At 71.0% G+C, this 26,646-nt stretch carries 23 protein-coding genes; 14 read left to right on the top strand and 9 right to left on the bottom strand.

What is annotated here, in order from left to right; translation table 11 throughout:
• Positions 1-294 precede the first annotated feature (294 nt).
• The 5 genes from ABD108_RS18555 to ABD108_RS18535 are packed head-to-tail and all read left to right on the top strand — an operon-like array spanning position 295 to position 3,886.
• On the top strand, positions 295-1,011 hold the full coding sequence (locus ABD108_RS18555) for a hypothetical protein (RefSeq protein ID WP_305110332.1): 717 nt from the start codon (positions 295-297) through the stop codon (positions 1,009-1,011).
• A gap of 33 nt (positions 1,012-1,044) precedes the next feature.
• Positions 1,045-1,722 (top strand): hypothetical protein, encoded by a 678-nt coding sequence (locus ABD108_RS18550; RefSeq protein ID WP_343931039.1) that lies wholly within the window; start codon positions 1,045-1,047, stop codon positions 1,720-1,722.
• Between the two features lie 42 nt (positions 1,723-1,764).
• Positions 1,765-2,475: a hypothetical protein gene (locus ABD108_RS18545; RefSeq protein ID WP_220656856.1), complete on the top strand. Its 711-nt coding sequence runs from the start codon at positions 1,765-1,767 to the stop codon at positions 2,473-2,475.
• Positions 2,476-2,516: 41 nt separating this feature from the next.
• Positions 2,517-3,206, top strand: coding sequence for a hypothetical protein (locus ABD108_RS18540; RefSeq protein ID WP_343931038.1), 690 nt, complete (start codon positions 2,517-2,519; stop codon positions 3,204-3,206).
• Positions 3,207-3,208: 2 nt separating this feature from the next.
• Positions 3,209-3,886, top strand: coding sequence for a hypothetical protein (locus ABD108_RS18535; protein WP_343931037.1), 678 nt, complete (start codon positions 3,209-3,211; stop codon positions 3,884-3,886).
• 145 nt (positions 3,887-4,031) lie between these two features.
• Here ABD108_RS18535 and ABD108_RS18530 read toward each other — a convergent pair whose 3' ends face one another.
• Positions 4,032-5,714: an MmpA family trehalose lipid delivery protein gene (locus tag ABD108_RS18530; RefSeq protein WP_343931036.1), complete on the bottom strand. Its 1,683-nt coding sequence runs from the start codon at positions 5,712-5,714 to the stop codon at positions 4,032-4,034.
• Between the two features lie 60 nt (positions 5,715-5,774).
• On the opposite strand from ABD108_RS18530, the gene ABD108_RS18525 reads away from it, so the two are divergent.
• A complete protein-coding gene (locus ABD108_RS18525) occupies positions 5,775-6,941 on the top strand; it encodes a polysaccharide biosynthesis protein (RefSeq protein WP_343931082.1) in 1,167 nt (388 codons plus the stop codon).
• On the opposite strand, the gene pgfA is transcribed toward ABD108_RS18525, so the two are convergent.
• Positions 6,871-8,223, bottom strand: coding sequence for a cell envelope lipid trafficking protein PgfA (pgfA, locus tag ABD108_RS18520; protein ID WP_305110326.1), 1,353 nt, complete (start codon positions 8,221-8,223; stop codon positions 6,871-6,873). The genes ABD108_RS18525 and pgfA overlap by 71 nt on opposite strands.
• A gap of 156 nt (positions 8,224-8,379) precedes the next feature.
• On the opposite strand from pgfA, the gene ABD108_RS18515 reads away from it, so the two are divergent.
• Positions 8,380-9,597, top strand: coding sequence for an acyltransferase family protein (locus tag ABD108_RS18515; protein WP_343931035.1), 1,218 nt, complete (start codon positions 8,380-8,382; stop codon positions 9,595-9,597).
• Here ABD108_RS18515 and ABD108_RS18510 read toward each other — a convergent pair.
• Together ABD108_RS18510 and ABD108_RS18505 are read right to left on the bottom strand one after the other, a co-directional pair.
• Positions 9,594-13,847: an alpha-(1->3)-arabinofuranosyltransferase domain-containing protein gene (locus ABD108_RS18510; RefSeq protein ID WP_343931034.1), complete on the bottom strand. Its 4,254-nt coding sequence runs from the start codon at positions 13,845-13,847 to the stop codon at positions 9,594-9,596. The genes ABD108_RS18515 and ABD108_RS18510 overlap by 4 nt on opposite strands.
• On the bottom strand, positions 13,834-14,034 hold the full coding sequence (locus ABD108_RS18505) for a DUF2613 family protein (RefSeq protein ID WP_220656849.1): 201 nt from the start codon (positions 14,032-14,034) through the stop codon (positions 13,834-13,836). The genes ABD108_RS18510 and ABD108_RS18505 overlap by 14 nt, the downstream gene beginning before the upstream one ends.
• A 97-nt stretch (positions 14,035-14,131) precedes the next feature.
• Between ABD108_RS18505 and ABD108_RS18500 the strand changes: the two genes are divergently transcribed.
• The gene (locus ABD108_RS18500) at positions 14,132-15,988 is read left to right on the top strand and encodes a hypothetical protein (protein ID WP_343931033.1); all 1,857 of its coding nucleotides are present in this window, start codon (positions 14,132-14,134) and stop codon (positions 15,986-15,988) included.
• Between the two features lie 2 nt (positions 15,989-15,990).
• On the opposite strand, the gene ABD108_RS18495 is transcribed toward ABD108_RS18500, so the two are convergent.
• Positions 15,991-16,485, bottom strand: a complete 495-nt coding sequence (locus ABD108_RS18495) for a universal stress protein (protein ID WP_305110322.1) — start codon at positions 16,483-16,485, stop codon at positions 15,991-15,993.
• Positions 16,486-16,632: 147 nt separating this feature from the next.
• On the opposite strand from ABD108_RS18495, the gene ABD108_RS18490 reads away from it, so the two are divergent.
• The 3 genes from ABD108_RS18490 to ABD108_RS18480 all read left to right on the top strand — a co-directional run bounded on the left by ABD108_RS18490 (position 16,633) and on the right by ABD108_RS18480 (position 20,180).
• Positions 16,633-17,370: a hypothetical protein gene (locus ABD108_RS18490; RefSeq protein ID WP_220656846.1), complete on the top strand. Its 738-nt coding sequence runs from the start codon at positions 16,633-16,635 to the stop codon at positions 17,368-17,370.
• A gap of 980 nt (positions 17,371-18,350) precedes the next feature.
• On the top strand, positions 18,351-19,505 hold the full coding sequence (locus ABD108_RS22140; protein WP_220656844.1) for a glycoside hydrolase family 3 N-terminal domain-containing protein: 1,155 nt from the start codon (positions 18,351-18,353) through the stop codon (positions 19,503-19,505).
• A gap of 78 nt (positions 19,506-19,583) precedes the next feature.
• Positions 19,584-20,180, top strand: coding sequence for a TetR/AcrR family transcriptional regulator (locus ABD108_RS18480; protein ID WP_220656843.1), 597 nt, complete (start codon positions 19,584-19,586; stop codon positions 20,178-20,180).
• 54 nt (positions 20,181-20,234) lie between these two features.
• On the opposite strand, the gene ABD108_RS18475 is transcribed toward ABD108_RS18480, so the two are convergent.
• The 3 genes from ABD108_RS18475 to ABD108_RS18465 all read right to left on the bottom strand — a co-directional run bounded on the left by ABD108_RS18475 (position 20,235) and on the right by ABD108_RS18465 (position 23,180).
• Complete coding sequence (locus ABD108_RS18475; protein ID WP_343931031.1) at positions 20,235-20,798, bottom strand: hypothetical protein; 564 nt, start codon at positions 20,796-20,798, stop codon at positions 20,235-20,237.
• A gap of 137 nt (positions 20,799-20,935) precedes the next feature.
• Complete coding sequence (locus ABD108_RS18470; RefSeq protein WP_343931030.1) at positions 20,936-21,820, bottom strand: MaoC/PaaZ C-terminal domain-containing protein; 885 nt, start codon at positions 21,818-21,820, stop codon at positions 20,936-20,938.
• 1 nt (position 21,821) lies between these two features.
• On the bottom strand, positions 21,822-23,180 hold the full coding sequence (locus ABD108_RS18465; protein WP_220656839.1) for a 3-oxoacyl-ACP reductase: 1,359 nt from the start codon (positions 23,178-23,180) through the stop codon (positions 21,822-21,824).
• 105 nt (positions 23,181-23,285) lie between these two features.
• Here ABD108_RS18465 and ABD108_RS18460 point away from each other — a divergent pair, with 105 nt between their 5' ends.
• From ABD108_RS18460 to ABD108_RS18450, 3 genes are all read left to right on the top strand, one after another.
• Positions 23,286-24,569: an acetyl-CoA C-acetyltransferase gene (locus tag ABD108_RS18460; RefSeq protein ID WP_343931028.1), complete on the top strand. Its 1,284-nt coding sequence runs from the start codon at positions 23,286-23,288 to the stop codon at positions 24,567-24,569.
• A gap of 86 nt (positions 24,570-24,655) precedes the next feature.
• Positions 24,656-25,084, top strand: a complete 429-nt coding sequence (locus ABD108_RS18455; protein WP_220656837.1) for a CoA-binding protein — start codon at positions 24,656-24,658, stop codon at positions 25,082-25,084.
• Positions 25,085-25,091: 7 nt separating this feature from the next.
• Complete coding sequence (locus ABD108_RS18450; RefSeq protein ID WP_343931027.1) at positions 25,092-25,595, top strand: hypothetical protein; 504 nt, start codon at positions 25,092-25,094, stop codon at positions 25,593-25,595.
• Here ABD108_RS18450 and ABD108_RS18445 read toward each other — a convergent pair.
• Positions 25,573-26,607, bottom strand: coding sequence for an acyltransferase family protein (locus ABD108_RS18445; protein ID WP_343931081.1), 1,035 nt, complete (start codon positions 26,605-26,607; stop codon positions 25,573-25,575). The two genes, ABD108_RS18450 and ABD108_RS18445, sit on opposite strands and share 23 nt — an antisense overlap.
• Positions 26,608-26,646: the final 39 nt, after the last annotated feature.

Raw genomic sequence — 26,646 nt, 5'->3', positions numbered from 1 at the left:
GTGGTCGAGTCCGGAGTCCAGACGACCCACTCCCCGGTGGGGCACTGCCAGTGTTCTGCGAATCCCGAAATCATGGAGAACATGATCCCCAAAACAGTAGCGCGGCAAAAGATGTAAACCGAGTGAGAAATTAGACAATTCTCGGGGTGGCGCTTTCAGGTTCGTCCGCTATTATGCACTTTAGGTAAGGAAAAGAGCGTGAACATGCGCTTGGGTTGCTATGAATTCGCAAAAGAAACGATCTGGTGCAGTGGTTCACCCCGTGTCGGAATTTTGCATGATTAGAATGAGGTCGTGAGCAGGCCTAAGCTGGGTGTCCCGTCCGGTCGTTGGTGGTACGCGTGGTTCGCCGTGGTGGCGGTCATGGTTGTCGCCAGCGTGCAGGATCGTCAGTGGGCCACCGTGCTCCTCTGGCTCGCGATCCTCTCCGCTGCGGCATCCGAGGTCGCGAGATCGCTGCGGCAACGGAACATCGCCTACGGTCTCGCCGGCGTTCTGGGGGCGGCGGCCGCGATCCTGGGCTACGTCGAACGGGACTGGCTGGCCGTCGCGCTGGGCGCGATGATCGCGCTGGTGCTGATCGCCTTCCTGCCGAAGATCCGCCGGGACGTGCCCACCTGCTGGATCCGCACCGAGGAACTCGTCGGGCGCACCGTCGCCGAGGCGACGCACCTGTTGGGCTTCGACGATCGCCGCCAGCCGAACAGCCTCGCGCGGCCCGAGCTGGTGCCCATGCCTCCGGGGGAGCAGGATCTCGGCGATCCGCTCCTCGTGGTCACCTCGGTCGCGGTCGTCGTCACCGCCGGGACCGAGACCGCCGTCGAGGCCGCGACGATCACCTTCGGCATCACTGACTCCGACGATCCCGCCATTCCGGCCGCGGGGAGCTCCACCAGCCTCGCGCTCACGAAGAGCGAGGTGCAGGACCGGCTCGTCGGCCTGGTCGGTGGCGGGCCCGCGGACATCCGGCCCAGCCGTTTCCCCAGCTCCGCCGCCTCGGAGAAGTCCTAGTTCGCAATCCGAGATTCGACTACGATCGCGCCCGTGGCCATGTTCTCAGCGGCGCGGCTGCGGGACCGACGCGGCCCGCACGCGGGCGGCCCCCGTATCGGCATCGGCGGGCGCATCGGTGGATGCCTGCTGTTGCTGCTCGCGGTCATCCAGACGGTGCGCGGTGACTGGCGCTCCGCGATGAACTTCTTCGGCAGCGCCCTGGTCTTCCTCGCCGATGACCTGCCGTCGCGGGGTCCTCGTCGGGGCCTCCGCTGTGTGGGTTTCGGATTGGTGGCGGTCGCGGTGACCGCCTACGCGCTGGATCATCAGTGGTTCAGCGTCGGCGTGATGCTGTGGGCCATCGCGGTCTTCTCGCCGTGGATCTTCGCCCAGCGCTCGTCCGATACGGGCGCCTTCCGGTTCGAGGACCTCGTGGGGCTCACGGTGGTGGAGGCGAAGCGGCGCATCGGATTCGGCGAATACCGTGGGCCGCACGGCGTCGATGCGCCGACGCTCGTCGCTGTCCCCGTCGCGGATCTGGACATGGTGTCGCCGTCGTTGATCGTGACCGGCGTCGTGGTCGACGACAGCGATATGTCGATGACCTTCGGTGTCGCCGAGCCGGATTCCCTGCCCGCGGAGTTCGACCGTGGCGAGTTGCAGCGGCAGCTCGCCGATCGGGTGGCCGCATCGTCGGGTGGCCCGCTCGGCTCCGCTCTGCCGGCATAGATTGTCTCTGAAAAGTCATAATTCACGGTCTAGAATTCTGGTGTGACCAGGATTCAGATGGGGCCGCCGCCGAACCGCCGCGGTGCGCTGGTGGCCGCCGCCTACGGCCCGGTCGGCGCTGCCTTCGAAGCCTCGATCGGGAACTGGGCCGTCGCCGCCTTCGTGCTGGCCGTATCGTCCGGCATCGCCGCGTACGGCGCGCCCTCGCGACGGGCCGAGACGGTGCTCACCGCGGTCATGGTGCTCGGCTTCGCGACGGTGGCCGTTCTCGGCCTGGCCGGCGGCCAGATCTTCGGCGTGATCATCGGCTCCGTGCTCGCCGTCGTGGTGGGAGCCACCTGCTGGCACCGGCGGTGGAACACCTCCGACTCCCGCGTGCGCACGGAGGAACTGGTGGGGCACACCGTGGAGCAGGCCACGCGGCTGCTCGGGTTCCGGGCGAATCGCCAACCCGGCGGGCTCCGGCCGCCGGTGCTCGTCGCCGTGCCCGCCGCGGACGTCGATCTCACCGGCGCCGGGTTGATCGTCACCGCGGTCACGGTGGACCCGAACGCGTCCACCATCACCTTCGGTGTGGCCGACGGTGCCGGCCTCACCCGAGGGCGCGCGGCCTACGCCCGCTACCACTGCGAACTCGTATCCCGGATCGGCGGCTTCCCCGCCGACCTCCGGCCCCTTCCCGCCCGACCGGCACCCGCCGGTCTTGCGGGCCTGCGGGTCCCGTCGGTTCCCGCGGGTGAGCGCCGCACCTGACCACGCCTTCGCCCCAGGATTCGCCGTATAGAATCTTCGATGTGACGACCAGGATCGTGATGGGGCCCCGGGTGAGCCGGTGGTGGTACTTCTACGTCGTCCTCTTCGGGTTGAACGGCGTCAGCGCCTATCTCGACGGGAACGGGATGCGTTTCGCCTTCGTCGCGGGCGCGCTCGCGGCGGCGGGAACGCAGGCGGCGCGGTCGCTCCGGTTGTCGTGGATCAGCTGGCTACTCGCCGGCGGCGCCATGGCGGTCGCGGCCGCCCTCGCCTATCAGCAGGGTTCGTGGTTCTGGACCGCTCTGGCCCTCGTCATGGTCGCTGTGGTGGTCCTCCTCACCCCCAAGGTGCGCCGCGAAGTCCCAGCGTGCCGGTTCCGGACCGAGGAACTCGTGGAACGCACCGTCGCCGAGGCCACCCGTCTCGTGGGATTCGATGCCGGGCGGCAGCCCGGTGGCCTGCTTCGGCCGGTGTGCGTACCGATCCCGCCGGCAGATATCGATCCGAACGATCCCTCACTGATCGTCACCGCGGTGACGATCGAGCCCACGCACCGTGTTATCACCTTCGGTGTGGCATCACGTGATTCGCTGCCCGGGCCCACGAGGCGTTACCGCGCCGAGTGGCAGCAGGCACTCGCGGATCGCGTCGGCGGATTCCCCGCCGACCTCCGCCCGCTCCATTCGCCCGCGACGGCCGAGTCGGCGAGCACGGCGCAGGAGGGTCGATAGCGATGGCGCGCGACAGAGTCGAACTCGGGTTGCCCAGCGGTCGAGGACTGAGCGTGATCGGCTTCCTCCTGCTGTTCATCGGCGCGATCCAAGCGATGAGGAGCGACTGGCCTTCCGCTGCGGCCTTCCTCGGCGGCGCACTGGTGATGATTTCCGGCGACCTGGACGCGGAGACCGCGCGTCGCACGGCTCGATGGCTGGGCGTGGGACTGCTGGCAGCGTCCGCAATCTCCTACGCCCTGATCCGTCAGTGGTACAGCGTCGGCATGATGGCGTGGTCCGTTGCCGTGCTGACGCCCACGCTCATTGCGCAGCGTGGACTCCGCTCCAGCGTGATCCCGTCCGAGAGCCTGGTCGGGATGACGGTAGCGGAGGCCATGAGCCGCATCGGTTTCGACGACGATCGGGCACCGCACGGCCTGGAGGAACCGACACTGGTCGCCGTCCCCGACGCGGATGTGGACCCGCTGTCACCGTCGTTGATCGTGACCGGCGTGGTGGTCGACGACCACGAGGGGGCCATGACCTTCGGCGTCGCCGAGCCGGACCGGATCCCTGCGGAGTTCGACCGCAACGATCTGCAGCGCCGACTCGTCGAGCAGGTGGGCGGAACTCCCGCCGATATCCTGCCGCTGCAGGTCCCCGATCGGCTGTCGAAGTACCGCCCCCGCCTCATGTGAGACGGCGCGTCCCCCGCCCCGCACCGATTCCCCTGGTGCACAGGTGGTCCCCCTCCCGGAGAACAACCTCCGATGGGGGACGAAACGCAATGTGCGGGAATCGGTGTGCGAGAGGGGAGCTGGCGCGGCGTGGGGGAGGGAGCGGTCAGGAAGCGAGGTCGCGGCCCCGTCGGACCGCGAGAACCGCTGCGCCACTGACCAACAGGCCCAGCCACACCAGATGCGCCGCCCAGGCGCCGCCCCGCTCCGGACCCGACGGTGCGTCCGCGGCGGCGATCGCCCCGGGCACCCGGTAGAGCCGCAACTGCGGTGTATCGACGGCCAGCGACAGTCCGGGGAGCGGCACCGTCGGGAAGGCGGGGGCACCGTCGATGATCACGGCCTCCACCAGCACCCAGCCCACTCCGAGCTCCGCGAGCCGACCCGCTAACGGCGGGCCGCCCGCGGCCAGAGCCTCCTCGGCATCGGAGGCGGCGCCGGGCACGCGGTCGATCGACTTCCCGCCGACCCGCAGCTCACCCGTCTGCAGCACCGGCGCCCGCAGCATCCGCGGCGCCGGATCGAGCACGGCGGCCGGGGGACCGTAGGCGAAGGTGCGGAACATGCCCGGCGGCAGCACTGCGACCGCTCCGTGATCGGCGGGCACCGCCGCGGCCACCTGCCGCCACGATCCGGGATAGGAGGTCGGGACCAGCGCGCCACCCACGCCCCACGCCAGCCCCGGCAGCACCGCGAGGGGCACCGCCATCGCCGCGACCGCGGCACCGGGCCGCGCGACCGCGGGTACCGCCGCCACCAGCGCGGCGGCGCAGGTCGCGTACAGCGGCACCGCGAGCGCCACCCACTTCTGCCCGTCGCGCAGCAGCCCGATCCCCGGGATCGCCTGCACCGCCTGCTCCAGGAGCGCCATCCCCGGACCCGTCGCCGCCACCGCGGGCAGCAGTACCGCGGCCAGCGCGAGCACCGCGAACCGGCCGAGCGGCGGCGTCGTCAGCACCGACCGCAGCACCACGAGACCACCCACCAGCAGCACCGCGAACAGCGCCGTCCAGAGCCAGGGCGCACCGTCGGGCACGGCCTGGCGGTTCCAGATCCCGCCCAGCCCCAGGAGCGAACCGACCGTGCCGAGCCCCGGCTCCGCGCGCGCGGCGAAGACCGCGACGCTCGCCGGATCTGCCCGCACCCCGCTGCCCGAGACCAGCGACGGGTACAGCCACGGCGCGGCCGCCGCCACGAACAGCACGAGCTGCACCGCCCACCGCCGCGGCGCCGCGACCAGCCCCGCGATCAGTGCGAACACCGCACCCGTGGGAGTGAGACCACCCGCGGCCAGCGCGGCCGCGAAACCACCCACCTGCCGCCACCCCGTCAGCCGCAGACCGGCCACCACCATCCAGCCGATCGCCGCGTACCCGGCCAGCAGACTCCAATGCCCCTGCAGCAGCCGCTCCGCGACGAACGGATTCCACAACGCCACCGTGGCCGCTGCCAGACCGGATCCGGTGCCGGCGGGACGCCCCACCGCCGACAGCACCGCCAGAGCGCACCGTCCGAAACCCCAGCCCGCCGCGACGAGGGAGACGAAGAGCAGTGCCGTCACCAGCAGGCCACCGTCCACCACCTGCGAGCCGAGGGCGATCAACCAGTCCTGCGGGGTGGCGCGCGCGGCGTTGCCGCCGAGGCCGAGCGCCGCATCGGTGACGTACGAGCGTGGCGTCGACACCGCATCGCGCAACAGCAGGTACCGCCCGGCCGTCGCCAGCGGTCCCAGGATCACGAAGGCCAGGACCGCGGACCAGGCGGCCAGTGCCGCATCGCGCGATCTCATCGTCGCCGAGCCTACTGACACAATGGGGCCGTGGGTTTGGCGTGGGTGACTCTGGGCTCGATGCTGGCGAACCTGTGCTCGTACCTGGTTCATCTGCCCGCCAGCCGCTGGCTGGGGCCGGCCTCCTACGGCGAGTTCGCCTCGCTGCTGCAACTGCTGTTGGTGCTCGCGGTGCCCGCGCTGGCCCTGCAGACCGTGGTCGCCCGCCAGATCGTCCGCGGTGCCGGTGCCGCGCAGATGCGCCGCCTGGGCTGGCGGATCGCGCTCGGCAGCGCCGTTCTCGCGGCCCTGGCCGTCCCGCTCGCGGCCGCTGGACTGCACACCGGGGTGGGAACCGCCGCGGCCGCGCTGGCCGCCGCACCGGCGCTCGTGCTGCTCGCCGTCGAGCAGGGCCTGCTCCAGGGCGAACGACGGTTCCGCCGCCTCGCGGTGCTGCTCGGCATCGCCGGCCTCGGGAAACTCGTCTTCACGGTGCCGGGCCTGCTCCTGGGCGTGGGCCCGGCGTTGCTCGGCACTACGATCGGCGCCCTGGTGGCGGCCGTCGTCGGACGCTCCCTGGCCGGAAGCCCGACGGGGCACGACGCCTCGGCCGACGCCGGAGTGCGCGCCGTGCTCGGCGCCAGCTCGGTGCAGCTGGTGCTGGCGGTCTTCGCCTCCCTCGACCTGCTGCTGTCGCGGCCCGTGCTCGGCGCCACGGCCGCCGGCACCTACGCCCTGGGCGCGGTGGCGGCGAAGGTCGCGTTCTGGCTGCCGCAGGCTGTGGGTGTGGTCTTCTTCCCGCAGCTCGCGACGCCGGAGCGCTCGCGCTCGGCGCTGCGCACCATGGTGCTGCTGCTGTCCGGGCTGGGCATCCTGTGCGTGGCGGGGGCGGCCGTCGCCGCGCCGCTCGCCACCCTCCTCGCGGGCGAGGAGTACCGGCCCGTGCAGGGCTGGCTGTGGCTGTTCGCCGCGCAGGGCGCGCTACTGGCGCTGCTGCAGGGCCTGCTGCTCTACAGCATCGCCACCGAGCGCACCCGCATGTCGGCACTGGCTTGGGTGATCCTCGCGGTCGAGGCCGCGGTGCTGCTGACGCTGCCGCACACCGTCGGAGAAATGATCACCGCCGCGGCGCTGTGTGCGGCCGCGGCGGTGATGGTGGTGGGATCGGTGATCGCGATCAGTTCTGGTCGCGGTTCCTCAGGTCGATCGCTTCGGTCTGCGACTCGTCGGGCTTCGGCTGGGCGTTGAAGGCCTCCGTCACCGGCTCATCGTCGACCGGTGCAGCGGCCGTCTGGGCATCGTCGTCGATCGGCAGGGTCTTGGCGTCGCCGCCCGAAGACCGCCGGCCGCCGCCCGAGCCGCCCGAACCACTGCCGCCCGCGGTCGCGGTACGGCCCTGGAGTAGCGCGAAGACACCGAGAGCGAGGGCGATCACGCCGAGCACGCCGCCCGCGATCGGGACCACGGACTTGGCGATGGCGATCTTGTTCTGCTCGGTCTTCGCGTACTCGGCCTGCGAGCGCACCGTCTCGTCCACCCAGCGCTGCTGCGCGTCGAAGACGTCCAGCTTGAAATCGCGGACCGGCTTCGGGGTGTTCGGTGCCACCTGGCCGGGGAGCCGGAACTGCTGGTTGTAGTGCAGCGACTGATCGACGATGACGCCGGTCTTCGGGTCCACCCACAGCTCGACGTCGACCTTCGCCCAGCGGTTGAGCGTGATGTCGTCCTTGGCGTCCACGCCGCCGATGCCCCACCAGCCGGCGGGCATCGTGAGCACGGTGCCCAGCGTCGGATCGTTGCCGTCGCGGACCGTCGAGAGGTCGACCCAGTCCTGCTTACCGCGCAGGTGCAGCGTGTTAGTCCCGCTGACCTCCTTCTCCTCGACGAAGTCGAGCGAGACGTTCTTGCGGGTGATCAGGTCGAAGAAGGCGTACTTGCCGTTCTCGGAGCTGGTGTCCGCGGGGAAGCGGTACTGCAGGCCCTTGCGGTCGGCCACCTTCACGGCCGGGGCGCTCTCACCGGGGCTGTAGACGGTCTCCGAGGTCTTGCCGGTGGGGGCGCCGGTCTCGCGGTCCAGCGAGACCCGGTCGACCCAGGCCTGCACCAGGCCGTCGTCGCAGGGGCGCTCGCCCTTCGCGGCGTCGGTCAGCGCGGGGTGCCGGGGCTCGCCCTTGGTCTTGACGGACGGGACCACCATCGAGCTGCCCGACTGGACCGTCATCGTGGACTTGTCCGAGGGCGAAGTCACCAGCGTGCGGGTCTGCGTGGTCACGGAGACCTCGTTGACCACGGCCCGCTGCTTGTTGATCGAGCACAGATCGAGCTGCTTGGCCGGGAACTCGGCGTCCGCCTGGGAATCCGCGGACTTGACCGACTTCGCGACGGTGGTGACGTCCAGGTCCAGCGGGATCGTCTTGAGCTTGCCCGCCACGTAGGTCGGCCCGGCGATCGCGGAAGTGATCAGCAGGGCGCCCAGGAAGATCAGGATCGGACCGATTACGCGTGCCAGCCGGCTGCGGCCTTCCGCCATCGAAATGTCTCCTCACGGTCTTGCGCGGGTGCAGGCTGGGTTGCATGCGCCCACGGCGGCACGAGGGTGACGTGCCCCTTTCAAGTACCCGAGCGTAACAGGGGCACCGGCGGTCACCGGCCCCTCACACGGCGGCCCCGGTAGATTGCGGAGGCGATGACCAGACCCGATACCAGCGACTTCACGATTGCAACGCCCGCCGGCGCTGCCGGATTCGTGCCTGCGCTCGAAGGTATGCGGGCCTGTGCGGCGGTGGCCGTGCTGCTCACGCACACCGCCTTCCAGACCGGCCAGGTGGACGGTTCCGTGATGGGGCGGGTGTGGGGCCGGTTCGATATGGCGGTGGCGGTGTTCTTCGCCCTCTCCGGTTTCCTGCTCTGGCGGGCGCATGCGCGTGCGGCATGGACGAGTGCACCGCGCCCCGACACCGGCCGCTACTACCGCTCCCGCCTCGTGCGGATCATGCCGGCGTACCTGCTGGTGGTGGTCGTCGCCCTCACGCTGTTGCCGCGAGGCGATGCCCCCGCCGCGGCCACCTGGCTGGCGAACCTCACCCTCACGCAGGTGTTCGTGCCCTACGCCTTGGTGAACGGTCTCACGCAGATGTGGAGCCTCTCGGTCGAGATGGCTTTTTACCTCGTGATGCCACTGGCCGCCGTGCTCCTGATGCGGCTGCGCGGGCCGCGGGCGCGGTGGCGGATCCCGGTGGTACTCGCCGTGGCCGCGCTGTCGCTCAGCTGGGCGTGGGTGGGCGATCTGCTGGCCCTTCCGCGTGGTGTCAATCATCACAACTGGCTGCCCGCGTACATCCCGTGGTTCGCGGCCGGGATCGTGCTGGCCGAGGTGGCCTTCGCACCCACGGACCGCTACCGGACGCTGCGCCGCCTCGCCACCCGGCGGATCTGCTGGCCCGCCGCCGTCCTGGTCTTCGCCGTGGTGGCCACGCCGCTCGGGGGGCCGGTCGATCTGGCGACCAGCCCCACGAACTGGCAGTTCGCCACCCGGATGGCGCTCGGTGGACTGCTCGCGCTGCTGCTCCTGGCGCCCCTCGTGCTGGCGCCGCGGAGCACGCCGCCCGGGCGGCTGGGCTCCGGCCCGATGCTCGCACTCGGCCGCTGGTCGTACGGCATCTTCATCTGGCACCTCGTGGTGCTCAGCGCGATGTTCCCGCTGTTCAGCATGCTGCCCTTCAACGGCAAGATGCTCTGGGTCTCGGCGCTGACCATCGTCTTCTCCGCCGCAGTGGCAGCCCTCAGCTACGCCTGGATCGAGGAGCCCGCCCGGCGTGCACTGGCCCGCTACGAGGCCCGACGGTCCGCCCCCGCCCCGCGCGATGCGGTGATCGAGGAGGCCGAGGAGGAGGCCGCGCCCTAGTCGGCGGACTCAGCGGGCGGCTCGCGCCGCCGCAGCGGGATCGCGGACCAGGCCATCAGTAGCACGCCGGTGAGCGTGAGACCCTGCGGCCACGGGCCGTGGCCCACGTAACCGGTCTCGGCGTGCCAGGGACCCGTTGCGAGCACCAGCATTCCGGCGGCGACGAATCCGGCGGCGGAGAACACCCGGATCGCTGCCCGCCGGTCGGCGCTCACGTGCAGGCCGGAGACGAGCGCGGCGGCCAGCCCGGTGACACCCCACAGGACCAGGCCCGGCCATCCGCTCAGGACGAACGCGGCCAGGCCGAGCCCGAGCCCCGCGACGATGCCCGGCTGCCAGGCCCGGACCGGTTCCGCGCGGCCCGCCGGCGCGCCGCGGGTGATCGCCAGCGAGGCCAGGATCAGCAGCAGCATCAGCCCGCCGAACAGGCCGATCCGGTACGGCGCGTTGAGTGAGAACCGCAGCGTCACATTGCCGTCCGTGCTCGCCGGCACCACCCAGCCCTGCTGCCAGCCGTTCACCGTGACCGCGCGCAGCGGCGTACCGTCGGGCGCGGTGGCCGACCATCCGGTGTTCCGGCTCTCCGGCACCACGAGCACGCGGTCCGCCTCGGAGTGCGGGACGGCCAGGATGCGGCGGTCCGGCGTCCAGCTCTGAATCCGCGGCGAGGAGGTGTCGGCGGGCCCGGCGGCCGCCGCCGGGGTGTCCAGGGTGAGGGTCTCCACGCTGAACCCGGCACCCGGTGTGGCGATCACGTCCTGCCGTCCCGCAGGCAGGGGCAGCGGTTCCGGTTCGCACGCGACGGCGCGGATCGGCGCACCGTCGCGCAGGGCGCGTGCGGTGGCGTCGATGCGGAATCGCACTGTGCGGTCGCCGATCCGGACGGTGGGCCCGGTCTCACAGGGCACCGTCACCGCGCGGTCGAGGGCGGCGGGCCGCGAGCCGGGGACGGGCGCACCGTCGGGCCCGAGGGCCTGCACATCGGCCAGACCGGGCGCCATCTTCTCCGGGAATCCGAGCGCGTTGATGTTGATCCGCTCGTCCCAGTCGAGCAGCGAGATCGCGATCGAGTCGGTGACCGCGGCCTCCAGGGGGACGGTGACGGAATCGTCCTGTTCGGAGACCTCCCGCACCTGGCGGCCGGTGCCCAGATCGATGCCCACCCGGGTGGGCCGGGCCGGCGCCTCGCCGCGGGGCAGTTCGAGGCGGATGCCCGAGACCAATTGTGGGCTCGGAAGTCGCAGCCGCAGGATCGGTTTCGGTGCGGTCGGTGCGGTCGCGGACTGCGGCGCGCTCCACACCGTGTTCGGGTCGCCGTCCGAGGCCGCGGCGCCGCTGCCCCGGCCGTCCGTCACGGCGGCATCGGCGAAGGACGACGGTGCGCCGGGCTCGGCGAGCAGTCGGGTGAGCGCCTGTCCGGAGCGCGCCCGCAGGGTCAGGGACGGGGTGACCGCCGGGGCGCCGGGCCCATCGACGGTGCGCCGCAACGCCCCCGGCTCCTCGGGGCCGATCCCGATATCGGCGCACTGCACGGGGCCGTCGGTGCCGTCGCGGCCGGGGGTCGGCACGCAGCCGGACCGCCCCATGCTCTCCTGCCCGAACATCCACCGGTTCGCCGCACCGGACGGGGGCAGCACCACATCGTGTCGGGCGGGGATGGTGGTGTCGGTCCGGGCATCGGCGAGCCGTGCCTCGGAGATCGCGAACTGGTTGCCCCAGGAACGATTCGTCGTCTCGGCGGCGGTGATCCGGAGCCAGCGCGTGGGTTCCGAGGGTGCGACCAGTGTGATCGGCGTGCCCGCGGTGACGGGATCGGAGTACACGCTGCCCGCCTCGGTGGAGATCACCAGCCGGCTGACCGCGGGCCCGAGGGCACGGCCCACCGTCACCGTAACGGCGAGGTCGGATCGCGGTTCAGGGAGATCGAACTGGAACCACTGGCCGACAGCATGATCGAGGCCCGAGGAGACCCAGGAGGTGTCCTTGTCGCCGTCCACCGCGGCGGCGGGCCCGGCGCCGGGGAGCACCGTTCCCAGCTGGGTGGCGTCACCGGCGGAACTGGACGTGCTGACCGAGGCGCCCGCCCATGTCCCGTCGACCAGGCCCGCGCCGTCCACGGGGTAGTCGGGCAGCCGGTTCAGGGTGCGGCGCGGGTCGCCCGCCGCCCGGATCGAGGAACTGTGATCGTCCACCTTGCCGTAGTCGGTCTCCCGGTTCTTCGGGCTGTCGGTCACGGTGAGCGGTCCCGGCGGCAGGCCCGCGGCGGCGGCATCGGAGGCCAGCAGCGCGGGCCCCAGCTCCCGCCGTCCCGCGGCGGCCTCGGTCTGCAGCGGCAGCAGCGACTCGGGGCCGCCGGCGATCCGGGGCATCGACCGCAGGTCCGCGAGGTACGGCCCGGCGCCGATGTCGAGGTCGTCCACCTTGTAGATCGTGATCGCCGGAAGTGGCGGCCGCAGACCGGAATCCACCGTGACCTTCTCGACGGTGGGCGGCGCGACATCGGGGCCGAACCGCGCGACCTCGGAGAGCCCCGGCGAACCCAGGATGGTGGCGCGCGCCAGCGCGGGGCGCGCCGAGCGGGAGGTGTCCGGGTCGAGATCGGCGCGCAGCACGAGGTAGCCGATGCCCTGGCGGCGCAGCGTGGCCGCCAGCCCGGCCGACGGTGTGCCGGCGCTGAACAGTCGCTGCACCGAATCGAGCGCGCGGATCGCGCCGGGTGGGTTGAGGGGGATCGCGTCGCGCACCGCCCACGGCGTCTCGGCGAGCGGCTGCAGCGGCTCGTCGCGGGTGAGGCCCCACAGCTGCGCGCCGAAGGGGGCGCCGGGCACCACCAGCGCCCGCTCGGCGCGGGCCTGCCCGGGGGCGGTACCCGAGGCGTGGTCGGAGAGCCAGCTCGCGGCCTGCCCCCAGTAGTCCGGGATCGTCTCGTAGGGCCCGCGCGGGGCCAGCTTCCCCACCCAGGCCATGCCGCCCGCGAGCGCGAGCACCACGACGACGGCGAGCGCGCCGGCGGCGAGCCGGTCGTGTTCGGGGTGGGCCAGTGCGGCCCGCGCGCGCCGCAGCCCGACGGTGCCGGGCAGCGGCGCCCGGGCCAGGAGGTGGGCGATGCCCATCACCAGCGGCAGCCGGAGGAAGGGCTCGAGCTTGTAGACGTTGCGCAGCGGCGCGCCCACGCTGTCCAGGAACACTCGCACCGGTTCGGCGACCGGCGACCCGAGTCCGCCGGCGTAGCCCGCGCCGATGCCCACCAGGCCCACCAGCAGCACCGTGATCCACACGCCCCGCTTCGGGGTGTGCCGCATCGTCAGGCCCGCGATACCGGCGGCGGCGAGCAGACCCGTGACCACGACCGCGGCGGGCGCGGTGGTGAGCATGGCGCCCGCGGCGCGTTCGTCGGAGATGAACGGGCTCCACGAGACGGTGCCGCGCAGCACCTCGGGCAGTGACGCCCATTGGGTGGTGGCCCGCGCGGACTCGATGAACTCCAGGAACGGCGGGCTCACCCGGCCCATGATGAGCAGCGGCACGATCCACCAGGTGGTGGCGAGCACGACGCACACCGTCCACCACGCGCTGAAGGTCCAGAACCGTCGGGTCCCGGCGCCGAAGCGCACGTGCAGCAGCCACCAGAGCGCGGCGACGGCGCAGGCCAGACCGGTGGCCACGGCGTTCACGGCGCCCATCAGCGCGACCGCGACGGCGGACCTGGCCGCGAGGTTCCGCAGCGGCGCGTCGTGCCCCTGGAGCATCTGGACGAGTGGCAGCAGCACCCAGGGGGCGAGCATCACGGGCGCGGTCTCGGAGCTGATCGCGCCGAGCGTGGTGAGCACCTGCGGGGCCAGCACGAAGGCGGCGGCGGCCACGATCCGGGAGCCGCGCGAGCCGGTGTTCAGGGCCTCCGCGAGCCGGACGATCCCCCAGAATCCCGCGAACAGCAGCAGCCCCCACCAGAGCCGCTGGGTGATCCACGGCGGCACGTGCAGCAATTGCCCGAGGGCGAAGAAGGTGCCGTGCGGGAAGAAGTAGCCGTATGCCTGGTTCTGCACCTGGCCGAGCGGGGACTGGCTGGACCAGACGTTGGCGGCACGGGCGAGGAAGCCGATCGGGTTGGCCGTGAGATCGAGCTTGGTATCGGCGACGATCTTGCCCGGTGAGCTGAGGAAGCTCAGTGCCAGGAGGGCGACGAACGCCCACGCGCCTGCGCGGCGGGGGAGCGGTTCGGTGCGGAGCTGGGCGCTACTTGTTGGCACCCGAGTCGTCGCGCTCGCCGTAGTTCGACGAGCCCTGCAGGAAGCCCTTGTCGGGGTTCACGGCGCCGACATCGGTGGACGGGGTGGACTGGCCGACGGCCGCACCGCTCACCAGTGCGAGGGCGACGGCGACGACGATGCCGGCGAGCGCTGCGGTGGCGCTGGCGATGATCGAGGTGCGGTCCATGCAGGGGAGTCTACAGGTCCGGTGCTCCGGTCCCGGTCGCCGAAGGCGTGTGTGTGGTGCCGTGACCGATTTCATTGCGATTGCTAACGTCGATGCAGTGAGTCACGCCACAGCACTGCGGCCGGGACGCGCGTGGGAACGTCCCGTCGTCGACCGGATCCGATGGAAGCGCCCGTTCGGCCTGCCGAGATGGGCCGTGGGGGTGCTCGGCGGCCTGCTCCTGGGCCAGGCGGTATTACGGGGGTTCCTGGCGCACCGCGGCTACTTCTACGGCGACGATTTCGATCTGCTGTTCAAGGCGCAGGTGGCGGGCCCGGTGATCGACGGGCTCCAGTACTCGGGCCACACCATGCCGCTGCCCCTGGCGGTGTCCGGATGGTTCGGGCGGACCTTCCACGCGAACTGGGAGGTCGCGGCCGTTCTACTGGTGCTGGGGCAGGTGGCGGCGTCGCTGGCGGTGATCCGGGCGCTCGTCGTGCTCGCCGCCCCGTCCGCGGCCGCGGTCGTCGCGGGGGCGGCGGTGTACCTGGCGTCGCCGTTCACGGTGGCCTCGTCGACGTGGGTGTCGGCGGCCCTCAACAGCCTTCCGCTGCACGCGGCGCTGGCCACGGCGGTGGCGGAGTCCGTGGCCTTCGTGCGGACGCGTCGGCGCAGGCATGCCGTGGTGGCACTGGGTGCCCTCGCCTTCGGGTTGGCGTGCAGCGAGAAGGCGCTCATCATCGTGCCCGCGGCCGTGGGTGCCGCGCTCCTGTTCCTCACGGTGCGGGGTGGACGGGGCGCGGTGCGTCGCGCGGTCCGGTCGGGTCGGTTCCTGTGGGCGGGTTTCGCGGGCATGGCCGCGATCTGGGGAGCGGTCGTGGTCGCCACCACCGACTATCCGGCCGAGTTCCCGGCGGGTCGGCGCTTCGGCCAGACGGTGGACGGGCTGGTGCACGCCTTCGCGCACACCGTCGTGCCCGGTGTCGCGGGTGGGCCGTGGCGCTGGGTGCGGATGGGAACGGCGGTGCCCTGGGTCGAGGTGACCCGGCCGCAGTTCCTCGCCGGTGTCGCGGTCGCGCTGATCGTGGGCGCGGTCACCGTGTGGCTGGTGCGGCGCGGCTGGCTGCTGTGGGCGGCGGCGCTGATCGTCTATCCGGTGCTGTCGCTGGCGCCGGTGTACTGGTCCCGGGCGGGCGAGACGACCACCGTGCTCTTCGCGCTGTCGAACCGCGCGCAGTCGGACATCGCGGTCGTGTGGGCGTTGCTCGTCGCGATCGGCGTCGGGGCGTACGCGCGGGGGCGGCGGGGCCGGACCGGTCGCGCCCGGGTGCGGGACGGGGTGGCCGGATCGGCGGTCGTCCTGCTGGTCGCGGTGTCGATGGTCGGCGGCGCGGTGAGCACGGTGCAGTTCTCGCGGATCTGGGACCTCGATCCCACCGGCGATTACGCGGCGCGCCTGGAGGCGACGCTGGCGTCGGCCCGCGGGTCCGGCGGCGTGCTGTTGGACCAGCGCATCGATTCCGAGATGCTGCGCACCGCACCCGATCTGGAGACGGGATTGCGCGGGCTCTACGGCGACGGCGCGCCACGGGTCGCGCGCTCGACCGATTACGCGAACCTCGCGACCATCGGCACCGACGGCGCGCTGGTCCAGGCGGGTCTCGAGGTGGCGGCGCCCGCGTTCGTCACCTCGACCACGCTGGCGGGTACCACGACGATCGAATTGCCGCAGCCGCTCTTCGACTGGCAGTGGGTGGTGGTGCTCACCACTCACCTGACGCGACCCGCCGATATCACCGCGGAGCTGGAGTCGGGTACGCCCACGACCGTGTCCGTTCCCGCGGGTCGCAGCCAGTCGACGGCCTTCCTCATCGAGGGCGGTGGATCGGAACTGCGCCTGACGACAACGTCACCCGCTCCGATCGGGACCCTGATGTCCGCGATGGTCGGGAAGGTGCGCGACGGCCGCGGGTGAGCCTAGAGCTCGGGGACGCCCGACGGGACGATCATCACGGGGCGCTTGCAACCGCGGAGCACGTGCTCTGACACCGACGAGTGCCACAGCGCCTTGAGGCCGGTGGTGCCGCGGCTGCCGGTGACGATCACGTCCACGTTCTCGGCGTCGGAGGCGCCGATGATGGCCGTCCACACCGTGGTCGCGACCTCGACCAGTTCTCCGCGGGCGGTGAACCCGGCGGCCTGCGCCAGCTCGACGCCCTCGGCGTTGGTCCGTTTGGCCTCGGTGTGCACCACATCGCTCTCGCGGGTGAGTGCGGTCTCGGCGGCTCCGGCGCCCGCGACACCGGACATGGCCGACAGTCGGGCGGCCTGATGGATGGTCGATTCCCAGGCGGTCACGACCACCGCTTCGGCGTCGCGCCCCTGGGCGAGGACCTTGCTGGCGTACTTCACGGCGCGCTGTGCGGACTCGGTGCCGTCGTATGCGATCAGAACCTTGACGGGTGCACTCATGGGGATCACCTCGATGTTCTCGGCTTCCTGGTACCTCCGAGCCTACGCCGGAACCCTGTTGTTGCACGGTGCAATTTGGGGCTTCGCGGTCCCACTTTCCGGCATGCCGGTACATTCGAATTTCACTATTCGATAGGGGGATGTGGGATGGAAACGTACGGACAGAGGCGGCGTACGAAGGTCGCGGCGGGGCTGGCCGCGATCGCGGTCCTGGCCGCGGGCTGCGGTGGATCGACGAAGGGGGAGGCCGAGCCGGCGAAGGAGTCCACGGCGCCGTCGAGCGCACCGTCGATCACCACGCCGGCCAAGGATCTGGTGCTCACGGCCGCGGAGCTCCCGGCCGGCATCACGGTGGTGCCGGTGTCGGACGCGCAGCTCAAGGAGGTCGTGGATCAGATGTCCGGTGCCGCCTCCACGGCGAAGTTCAGCCCGGCGGGATGCGCATCGGCCACCGCGCTCACCGACGCGACGAAGAAGCTGGACGTCAGCCAGGTGGGCCTGGTGACGGGGAGCACGGACACCGGCGCGGTCAGCGAGACCGTCGCCAGCGAGAAGCCCGACATCGCGAAGCTGCGCGAGAACTTCGCCGGCAAGTGCAATTCCATGCGCGCCGACATGTCGGTGCAGGGCCAGCAGGTGAGCTCGGAGATCACCACCACCCTGCGTGACGCCCCCAAGACCAGCGCCACCGATGCCGTGGTCCTGCACCAGGTGAACGTGTCCACCACCGCCGGACAGAACGTGACGCAGCGGATGCTGCTGGGCTTCGCGCAGGTGGGCGGCTATTCGGTGTCGGTCACCGCGATCGGCATGACCGGTGAACCCGACGCCGCCCTGTTCGACCGGGTCTTCGTGGCCGCCGTCGCCAAGGTCGCCAAGGGTTGATCGATCGGGGACCTGTCAGACTGCTCCCCGTGCGACTGAACCGGATTCACCCCACCCGACTCGCTGCGGCGGCCGTCGTCCTGGCCACCGCGGCGGGCCTCGCCGTCGCCCCGGTGGCCGCGGCGGCGCCCGCGGCCGACTGCGGCGGTTGGCGGACCACCGTGCTGCGTGCGGGGATGGGCACGCTGGAGAATCTCGCCTTCGACGGTGCGGGGGCGGTGTACGTCTCGAAGCAGAACGCCGTCACCGGGCGCGGCGAGGTGCTGCGCGGCGCCTCGCCCGCGGCGCTGGAGCGGCTGGTGGACCTGCCCAATCCCGGCGGTCTGGTGATCCGGGACGGGCGGGTGTTCGTCACGACGGCGAACAGCGCACCGTCGGGCCTGCTCGGTAAGACGGACGGCACCATCGCCGAACTCGAACCCCGTACCGGGGCGCCGCGCACCTGGGCCGCGGGGCTGACGATGCCGAACGGTCTGGCCGAGCTCCCCGACGGAAGGTTCGTCACCAGTACGGTTCTCGGGCCGAAGCAGGGGATCGTCGCGTCCGCGCGCGGCGCCGCGCCCACCCCGTTCGCACTGCCCGGCGAATCGGTGAACGGTCTCTGGTTCGACGGTGCCGCGGGGCGCCTCTGGGCATCGACGGCGACGTCGGCCCGGACCGGCCTCTACGCGATCGACCCCGCGCGACCCGCGCAGCCGCGGCACTACGCCGTCGCGGGCCTCGGCCCGGCGAACTTCGCCGACGATCTCACGGTGGGACCCGACGGTGCCGTGTACGCCGCGCTCGACCTGCCCGGGAAGATCGTGCGCCTCGATCCGCAGACGGGAGCGCAGTGCGTCATCGACACCGGTCATCGCGGTGTCACCTCGGTGCGGTTCGGCCGCGGACCCGGCTGGGACGCGCGGTCGCTGTACGCCACCACGCTCACCGGAAAGCTGCTGCGGCTGACCCCGTCGCCGGGATCTGCGAGACTGACCACGATGCGACTGTTTCGAAACCTCACGATCATGGTGATCGCCGCGGCCGGACTCGCCGCGTGCGGCACGCCCTCCGGCCCGGACGGGTCCACGACCGCAGCGGCCCCACCGCCGAGCAGCACCACGGCGCCGTCGTCGGCCGCCGCGCGCCCGGTGAGCTGCGAGACGGACTTCCTCCGCACGTTGAGTGTGCGGGAGAAGATCGCGCAGTTGCTCATGGTGGGCGTGAAGGACGCCGCCGACGCGCGTCGCGCCGTGCAGCAGTTCGGCGTGGGCGGAGTCTTCGTGGGCAGTTGGACCGACAAGGCGATCTTCAGTGGCGGTGCGCTCAAACAGGTTTCGGCGCAGGGCAAGGTGCCGCTGATGGTCTCGGTCGACGAGGAGGGTGGGCGCGTCTCCCGTGTGCCCGGCGCGAACCTGGTGTCGGCGCGGCAGTTGGCGAAGACCAAGACGGTCGAGCAGGCGCGGGCCGAGGGCAAGCGCGTCGGCAAGCTGATGGCCTCGATGGGGATCACCGTCGATTTCGCGCCCGATGCGGATGTCTCTGCGCAACCCGATGATTCGGTGATCGGCGATCGTTCGTACTCCGATGATCCGGCGGTGGTGACGAAGTACTCCAAGGCCTTCGCGGCGGGCCTGCGCGACGGCGGCGTGTACCCGGTGTTCAAGCACTTCCCCGGACACGGCCGGTCGTCGGGCGATTCGCACCAGGGCGGTGTGAGTGTGCCGCCGCTCAGCGAGCTGCAGAAGCGCGACCTCGTGCCCTTCCGCGCCGCGGCGCAGGAGGACGCGGGGATGATGGTGGGGCACCTCACCGTTCCCGGGCTCACCGAGAAGGGGCTGCCCACCAGCCTCAGTGCGAACACCATGCGTCTGCTGCGCGACGGTGTCGGATACGGCGCCGCGCCCTTCGCCGGGCCGATCTTCACCGATGACCTGTCCGGGATGAAGGCCATCACGAACGACTTCACCGTGCCGCAGGCGGTGACCAAGGCCCTGGTGGCGGGCGCCGACGTCGCGCTGTGGATCTCCACCGACCAGCTGGGCGCCGCGGTGTCCGAGGTCGAGGCCGCGGTGAAGGCCGGCAAGCTCCCGTTGCAGCGACTGGACGCCTCCGTGCTCCGGGTGGCGCGGGCGAAGCACGCCGTGCGCTGCTGAAACAGGTGGATCTGCGCGGAACTTACTTCGCGGTAACCACGTGCCGTAGTATCTGACCGGAGAGTAAGGAGTGTGTCGGTGGCTGGTGGTACGAAGCGTTTGCCGCGCGCGGTGCGCGAGCAGCAGATGCTCGACGCCGCGATCAAGGTGTTCTCCCGCAACGGCTTCTACGAGACGTCGATGGATGCGGTCGCCCGCGAGGCGGAGATCAGCAAGCCGATGCTGTACCTGTACTACGGATCCAAGGACGAGCTGTTCGCCGCGTGCGTCACGCGCGAGGTGGGCCAGTTCATGCGGAGCATCGAGTTCGATGCGACCCCCTCGCTGCCACCCTCGCAGCGCCTGCGTTCGGTGATCGAGGGCTTCCTCAAGTACGTCGACCAGAACCGCGACGCCTGGCGTGTGATGTACCGCGAGGCGAGTGGCCAGGCGTCCTTCGCCACGCTCGTCGAGGCCAACCGGGAGCGGGTGGTCGAGATGACCGCGGTGCTGCTGCGCGAGGCCGCGAAGTACGCGCCCGAGGACACCGATTTCGAGCTCTACGCCGTCGCCCTCGTCGGCTCCGGCGAGGCCATCGCCGATCGCCTCGCCACCGGGAAGGTCGAACTCGACCGCGCCGTGGAGATCATGACCTCCTTCCTCTGGGGCGGCATCCGCGGCGAACGCCCGGAGTAGCTCTCCGACGGTGCCGGCCGCGCCGGAGGCTCGGCCGGTGGGTCGTCGCAGTGATCAGTCGGACAGTTCGAGCCACCACCGGCCGTCGATGTGCCGGACGCGCGTCCGCGTCGGGTTGGTCGGTGTCACTCCCTCGGGGTGGTACGCCAGGCTCGTGGTACTGATCGACGGGCCTGCGATGTGGAACCGCACGACGCCGCCCGTCTTGTTGGCCGAGTACACGTGCTGCGTTCCGATCGTCCGTTCCTCGTAGTCATTGAGGTCCACCCGCGGATCGGCGAGCATCCGCTCGGCGGCGGTTCGCAGCCGGGGCTCGTCGTAATTCCACCGGGCTTGGGGCACGGCGTTCGTCACGCCCAGCCCGATCGCGATCGCCCCGATGAGTGGGATGATCAGCAGCTGCCACGCGAAGCGGCGGATCGTGCGTGTCCAGGCCGCCAGGTACACCAGCCACGCCACGAGCAGGACCACACCGCCGAGGAAGGACAGCACTCCCAGGCCGGGGTCACCGGGGAATGTCCCGGCCCAGAGGAGCGCCGCGACGTCGAGCAGGATGAACAGCGCCAGTCCGTACCCGAAATGGGTCCAGTTGCGCTGCTCCTGTCGGTCTGGCGGCATGCAGCGACGATACGAGATTCGGCACGGCGCGCATCGCTGTTCTGGACGGGTGCCCCGCCCACCTCGCCGGGTCGACCAGCCCGGAAACGACGATGCCCGCCGCGGCCGAAGCCGGGCGGGCACCGTCGAACAGCGGACTACAGCGGGGTGACGGTGGCCGTCACGTGCGGGTAACCCTTCTTGAGATCCTTCGCGACGATTTCGGTGCTCTCGTCGGTGCGGGTCACGAACAGGCCGATCTTCGCGGGCAGCACCACGGGTCGGCCGAACCGCACGTGGTAGATCACCGCATCGGGCACGTGGCCCTCCACCATGCGCAGCACGGCCGCGGCGGTCCAGGCGCCGTGGGCGATCGACGACGGGAACCCGAAGGCCTTGCCGCCCAAGGGCGACATGTGGATCGGATTCCGATCGCCGCCCACGGAGGCGTACTGCCGGATCAGCGAACCGTCCACCGAGAGCAGCGCATCGGGGGCGCCGGGGCGGCCCTCCTTCGGCGCCGGGCCGGCCGGCTCGCCCGACAGGGACGTGCGCTGCTGGATCAGCATCGTCGACACCTCGGACGCCACCGAGGCGCCCTCGGCGTCGGTGAACTCGGTGGTGAAGTCGATCAGCATGCCCTTGCGGTGTTCCCGCAGGTTGCCCACGGTGGTGCGCAGCGTCAGCTTCTCGCCCGGCAACACCGCACGGCGCCGCGTGATGGTGTTCTCCACGTGCACGGAACCGACTGCCGCCGCGGGGAAATCGTCCGACAGGAACAGGTCCATGATCAGTGGGAAGGACAGCACGTACAGGTACATCACCGGCACCTCGCCGGTGTTCTGCAGTCCCACCACATCGCAGTACTCGGCTACCCGCGCGGGGTCGACGTCCACGGTGAGCTCCACGGCCCGGGTGGGCAGCGGCGTCTCCGGCGTGAGCTTTCCCTGCTTGCCGATCACCGGGAGGATGCCCTTGAGTCCGCGGGTGAGCACGGACAGGCTCGACGGCGGGGCCTGCAGCACGGTCACGTTCTTCGCCATGTCAGGCACCCAGCAGGCTCTGACCGCACACGCGAACCACGTTGCCGGTCACGGCCGCCGAGGCGGGGGCCGCGAAGTAGGAGATGGTCTCCGCGACGTCCACGGTCTGGCCGCCCTGCTGCAGCGAGTTCATCAGGCGACCGGCCTGGCGGGTGGCCAGCGGGATCGCGGCGGTCATGGCGGTCTCGATGAAGCCGGGGGCCACGGCGTTGATCGTGATGTTCTTCTCCGCCAGCACGGGGGTGTAGGCGTCGACGATGCCGATCACGCCGGCCTTGGTGGCGCCGTAGTTGGTCTGGCCGCGGTTACCGGCGATGCCGGCGATCGAGGAGACGTCCACCACGGAGCCGCCCTCGTTCAGCGCACCGGCGGCGAGCAGGTCGTCGACCAGCTGCTTGGGGGCCTTGAGGTTCACGGCCATCACCGAGTTCCACTTGCCCTCATCCATGTTGGCGAGCAGCTTGTCGCGGGTGATGCCGGCGTTGTTCACGACGATGTCCAGGCCGCTGTGCCGCGACTTCACCAGCTCGGCGATCTTGGCCCCGGCGTCGGGGGCGGTCACGTCCAGCGGCAGCGCGGTACCGCCCACCTTGTTGGCCACCTCGGACAGGGCCTCGCCGGCGGCGGGGATGTCGGCGGCGATCACGTGCGCACCGTCGCGCGAGAGCACCTCGGCGATGGTGGCGCCGATGCCGCGGGCGGCGCCGGTCACGAGGGCGACCTTGCCGGCGAGCGGCTTGTCCCAATCGGCGGGTGCCTCGGCGTCCTTGTCGGTGATCCGGATGACCTGCGCGTCGACGTAGGCCGACTTGCCCGACAGCAGGAAGCGCAGCGTCGAGGCCAGGCCGGAGGCGCCGGTGGAGGCCTTCGGGTGCACGTACACCAGCTGGGCGGTGGCGCCGTCGCGCAGCTCCTTGGCCACCGAGCGGGTGAAGCCCTCCAGCGCGCGCTGGACGATGTGCTCGTCGAGGTCCTCGATCAGCTCGGGGGTGGTGCCCAGCACCACGATGCGGGCGCTGTTGCCCAGCGAGCGGATCTGCGGGCCGAAGAACTCGTACAGGCCCTTGAGATCGTCGATGTTGGTGATGCCGGTGGCGTCGAAGACCGCGCCGCCGAGCTTCTCGGCGCCGCGGGCGCCGCCGTTGTTGACCACGAGGTCGTAGTCCGAGAGCAGCTCGCGCACCGGCTCGACGAGGCGGCCGCTGCCGCCGAGCAGGACGGGGCCGGCCAGCGCGGGCTTGCCGGGCTGGTAGCGGCGCAGCGACGGGGGCTGCGGGAGGCCGAGACGGCTGGCCAGGAAGGAGCCGGGGCCCGACTTCACGAACGCTGCGTAGAAGTCTGTGCTGGGTGCATCAGGCATGTGAGGTTCCTCATCCGTGTGGGGTTCCGATAGGCTATCGACAAGCAACTTACTCCAGAGTAAGAATACTCGGTAGTAGCAACCCTCGATCACTGGGAGAAACCCGTGGCAAACTCCGAAATTCGTCCGGTCGCGATTCTCGGCGGCAACCGGATCCCGTTCGCCCGCTCCGACCGGGCGTACGCCAAGGCCAGCAATCAGGACATGTTCACCGCAGCGCTGAACGGCCTCGTGAGCCGCTTCAACCTGCAGGGTGAGCAGCTCGGTGCGGTGGTCGGCGGTGCCGTCCTCAAGCACAGCCGCGACTTCAACCTGATCCGCGAGTCGGTGCTGGGCAGCCCGCTGAGCCCGTACACCCCGGCGTTCGACGTGCAGCAGGCCTGCGCCACCGGCCTGCAGGCGATCAACCTCGTCGCCCAGAGCATCGCCATGGGCCGGTACGAGGCCGGCATCGGCGGCGGCACCGACACCACCTCCGACGCCCCCATCGGCGTCTCCGAGGGCCTGCGCAAGGTGCTCCTCGACCTCAACCGCGCCAAGGGCAACGTCGACCGCGTGAAGCTGGTCGGCAAGCTCCCGGGCAACCTGGGCATCGACATCCCCCGCAACGGCGAGCCCCGCACCGGCATGTCGATGGGTGAGCACGCCGCCATCACCGCCAAGGAGATGGGTGTCGCACGCTCCGAGCAGGACGAGCTGGCCGCGCTGAGCCACAAGAACATGGCGGCCGCCTACGACCGCGGCTTCTTCGAGGACCTGATCACCCCGTACCTCGGCCTCACCCGCGACGACAACCTGCGCCCCGACTCCTCGGTCGAGAAGCTCTCGACCCTCAAGCCCGTCTTCGGCGTCTCCCTGGGCGATGCCACCATGACGGCCGGCAACTCGACCCCGCTGACCGACGGCGCCTCGACGGTGCTGCTGTCCAGCGACGAGTGGGCCAAGGAGAAGGGCCTGCCGGTGCTCGCCTACCTCAAGGACGTCGAGTACGCGGCCGTCGATTACGTGGGCGGCAAGGACGGCCTGCTCATGGCGCCCACCTACGCGGTGCCGAAGCTGCTGGAGCGCAACGGACTCACGCTGCAGGACTTCGACTTCTACGAGATCCACGAGGCCTTCGCCTCCGTGGTGCTGGCCACACTGCAGGCCTGGGAGTCGCCCGAGTACTGCAAGGAGAAGCTGGGCCTGGACAAGCCGCTCGGCTCGATCGACCGCAGCAAGCTCAACGTCAACGGCTCCTCCTTGGCGGCCGGCCACCCGTTCGCCGCGACCGGCGGCCGCATCGTGGCCTCGACCGCGAAGCAGATCAAGGAGAACGGCGGCGGTCGCGCGCTGGTCTCGATCTGCGCCGCCGGTGGTCAGGGCATCACCGCCATCATCGAGGGCTGATTCCGCACGACCTTTCGGGCCGTTCGGGTGCTGTTGCAAGCACCTGGACGGCCCGAAGTCGTTGCGGCCGGGCCTACACTGAGGCAATGACCGCCACGGACGAGCTGATCGAGCGGATCCTGCGCGACTACGACACCATCACGGTGGTCGGGGCCAGCGCGGATCCCGAGAAGGCGGCGAACGAGGTTCCCGCCTACATGCAGCGCCGGGGGTGGCGAATCATCCCGGTCAACCCGCACGCCGACGAGATCGTCGGCGAGAAGGTGTACCGCTCGCTGGCCGAGATTCCGGAACAGGTGGGCCTGGTCGACGTCTTCCGGCCCTCCGAGCAGACCCCGGAGATCGCCCGGCAGGCCGTGGCCGCCGGTGCCACCGCGCTGTGGCTGCAGTTGGGGATCCGGTCGGCGGAGGCGCGCGAGATCGCGGAATCCGCAGGCCTGCTCTACATCGAAGACCGGTGCCTGATCATCGAGCAGCGCCGGTCGCACATCGTCAAACGAGGGAACGTGAGCTGATATGGGTGTGAGCACTCTCGGAATCGTGATCGTGGTGGTGGTCGCGGTCGTGGCCGTCGCCCTGCTGGTGGGGGTCGTCTGGTTCCTGCGCGACTCCAACAAGCAGATCCAGACCTTCGCGCATTCCTCCGACCTGATCCCGGGCCGTCCCGGCCGCGCGCCCGCGGAGTGGTCCACCTCCAGCGCACCGGAAGCCCAACTGCACCAGCGGGTCCGCTACGCGATCGCGGATGTGCACGGCGGCGGGAACCCGGTCGCGGTGCCGCCGCCCCCGGACTCGGCGGTGAAGGGAACCCCGGGCGATCTGGACGATTTGGACGACGCCGTCTTCGAACTCGACGACCGGATCATCGCCGCCGCTCAGCTCCCCGAGGACGAGCGCACCAAGGCGCTCGCCGAACTGCAGCCCGCCGTCGCGGCGCTCGAGGGGCTCACCGGAAAGCTGTGGGACGCACCGTCGCACAAGCGGCACGAGCTGATCGACGCCGTCATCGCGCGATTGCGCGGGTAGCGCGCCGCAGCCGCTCCACCCCGGTGTGCAGCAGCCATGCCACGGGCACGGTCAGCACCGTGGTGACCGCGACGATCGGCCATGTCGACCCCTGGAACAGCGACCAGCCGAACAGGTCCAGCACCACCACGTCCATCACCATCACGTGGATCAGGAAGTACTCGTAGCTGATTCCGCCCAGCCACACCAGCGGGCGCGATGCCAGCATGCGCGATGGTCCGCTGGCCGCCCAGGCCACCAGGAGCCCGCCGATCAGCGCCTCCAGCAGGTACTTCAGTACGCCCTGCCCGGGATTCGGCAGCGCCAGATCGATGGGACCGGCGGCGGGTGTCAGCAGGACCGCGTAGCTCACGGCGGACACCGCCAGGAGCGCCCACCGCCGCCGTCGCGTCCACCGCACGCGATCGACGTACAGCGCCACCGTGATTCCCGCGGCGAACGCGGCGGCGTAGCTCGGCGGCCAGGTGCGGGCCGTCTTGCCGAACAGCTCGGTGGCCGTCACCAGCGCCACCCATCCGGCGGACAGTAGCGTCATCGCCGCGGGCACCACCCAGGACCGCGGGGCACAGCGCGCCACCGCGATACCGAGCAACGGGAGCACCAGGTAGAAGGCCACTTCCACGCACATGCTCCACATCTGCGCGAGGCCCGTGTGCACGTGCCCCACCCCGTAGACCTGCACGAACAGCATGTTCCGCAGGTACCCGCCCCAGCCGTGACCGGAGGTCGACGGATCGGGACGCCACAGGTAGATCACGTAGACCGCCGTGACCACCGTCCAGTAGGCGGGCAGGATCCGCCACGCGCGATGCGTGAAGTACCTGTGCACATCGGCGGTCCCGGAAAGCCACGGCCGCACCAGCAGGAAACCGGAGAGCGCGAAGAACACCGGGACGGCGGTCTCCAGGCGGGCGTACGCGGCGCCCCACGCGTCCGGCGTGAAATCGCCGGCCCAGAACGCCGCGTGCGTCACGCACACCGCGAACGCCGCCAGCGCCCGCAGCCCCGTCAGGGCGGGGATGCGGTCGGTGGGCGCGGCGGGTGCGGAGAT

Source organism: Tsukamurella strandjordii (genome assembly GCF_039525985.1).
Lineage (GTDB): Bacteria > Actinomycetota > Actinomycetes > Mycobacteriales > Mycobacteriaceae > Tsukamurella > Tsukamurella strandjordii.
This window is presented reverse-complemented; position numbering and strand designations above follow the sequence as displayed.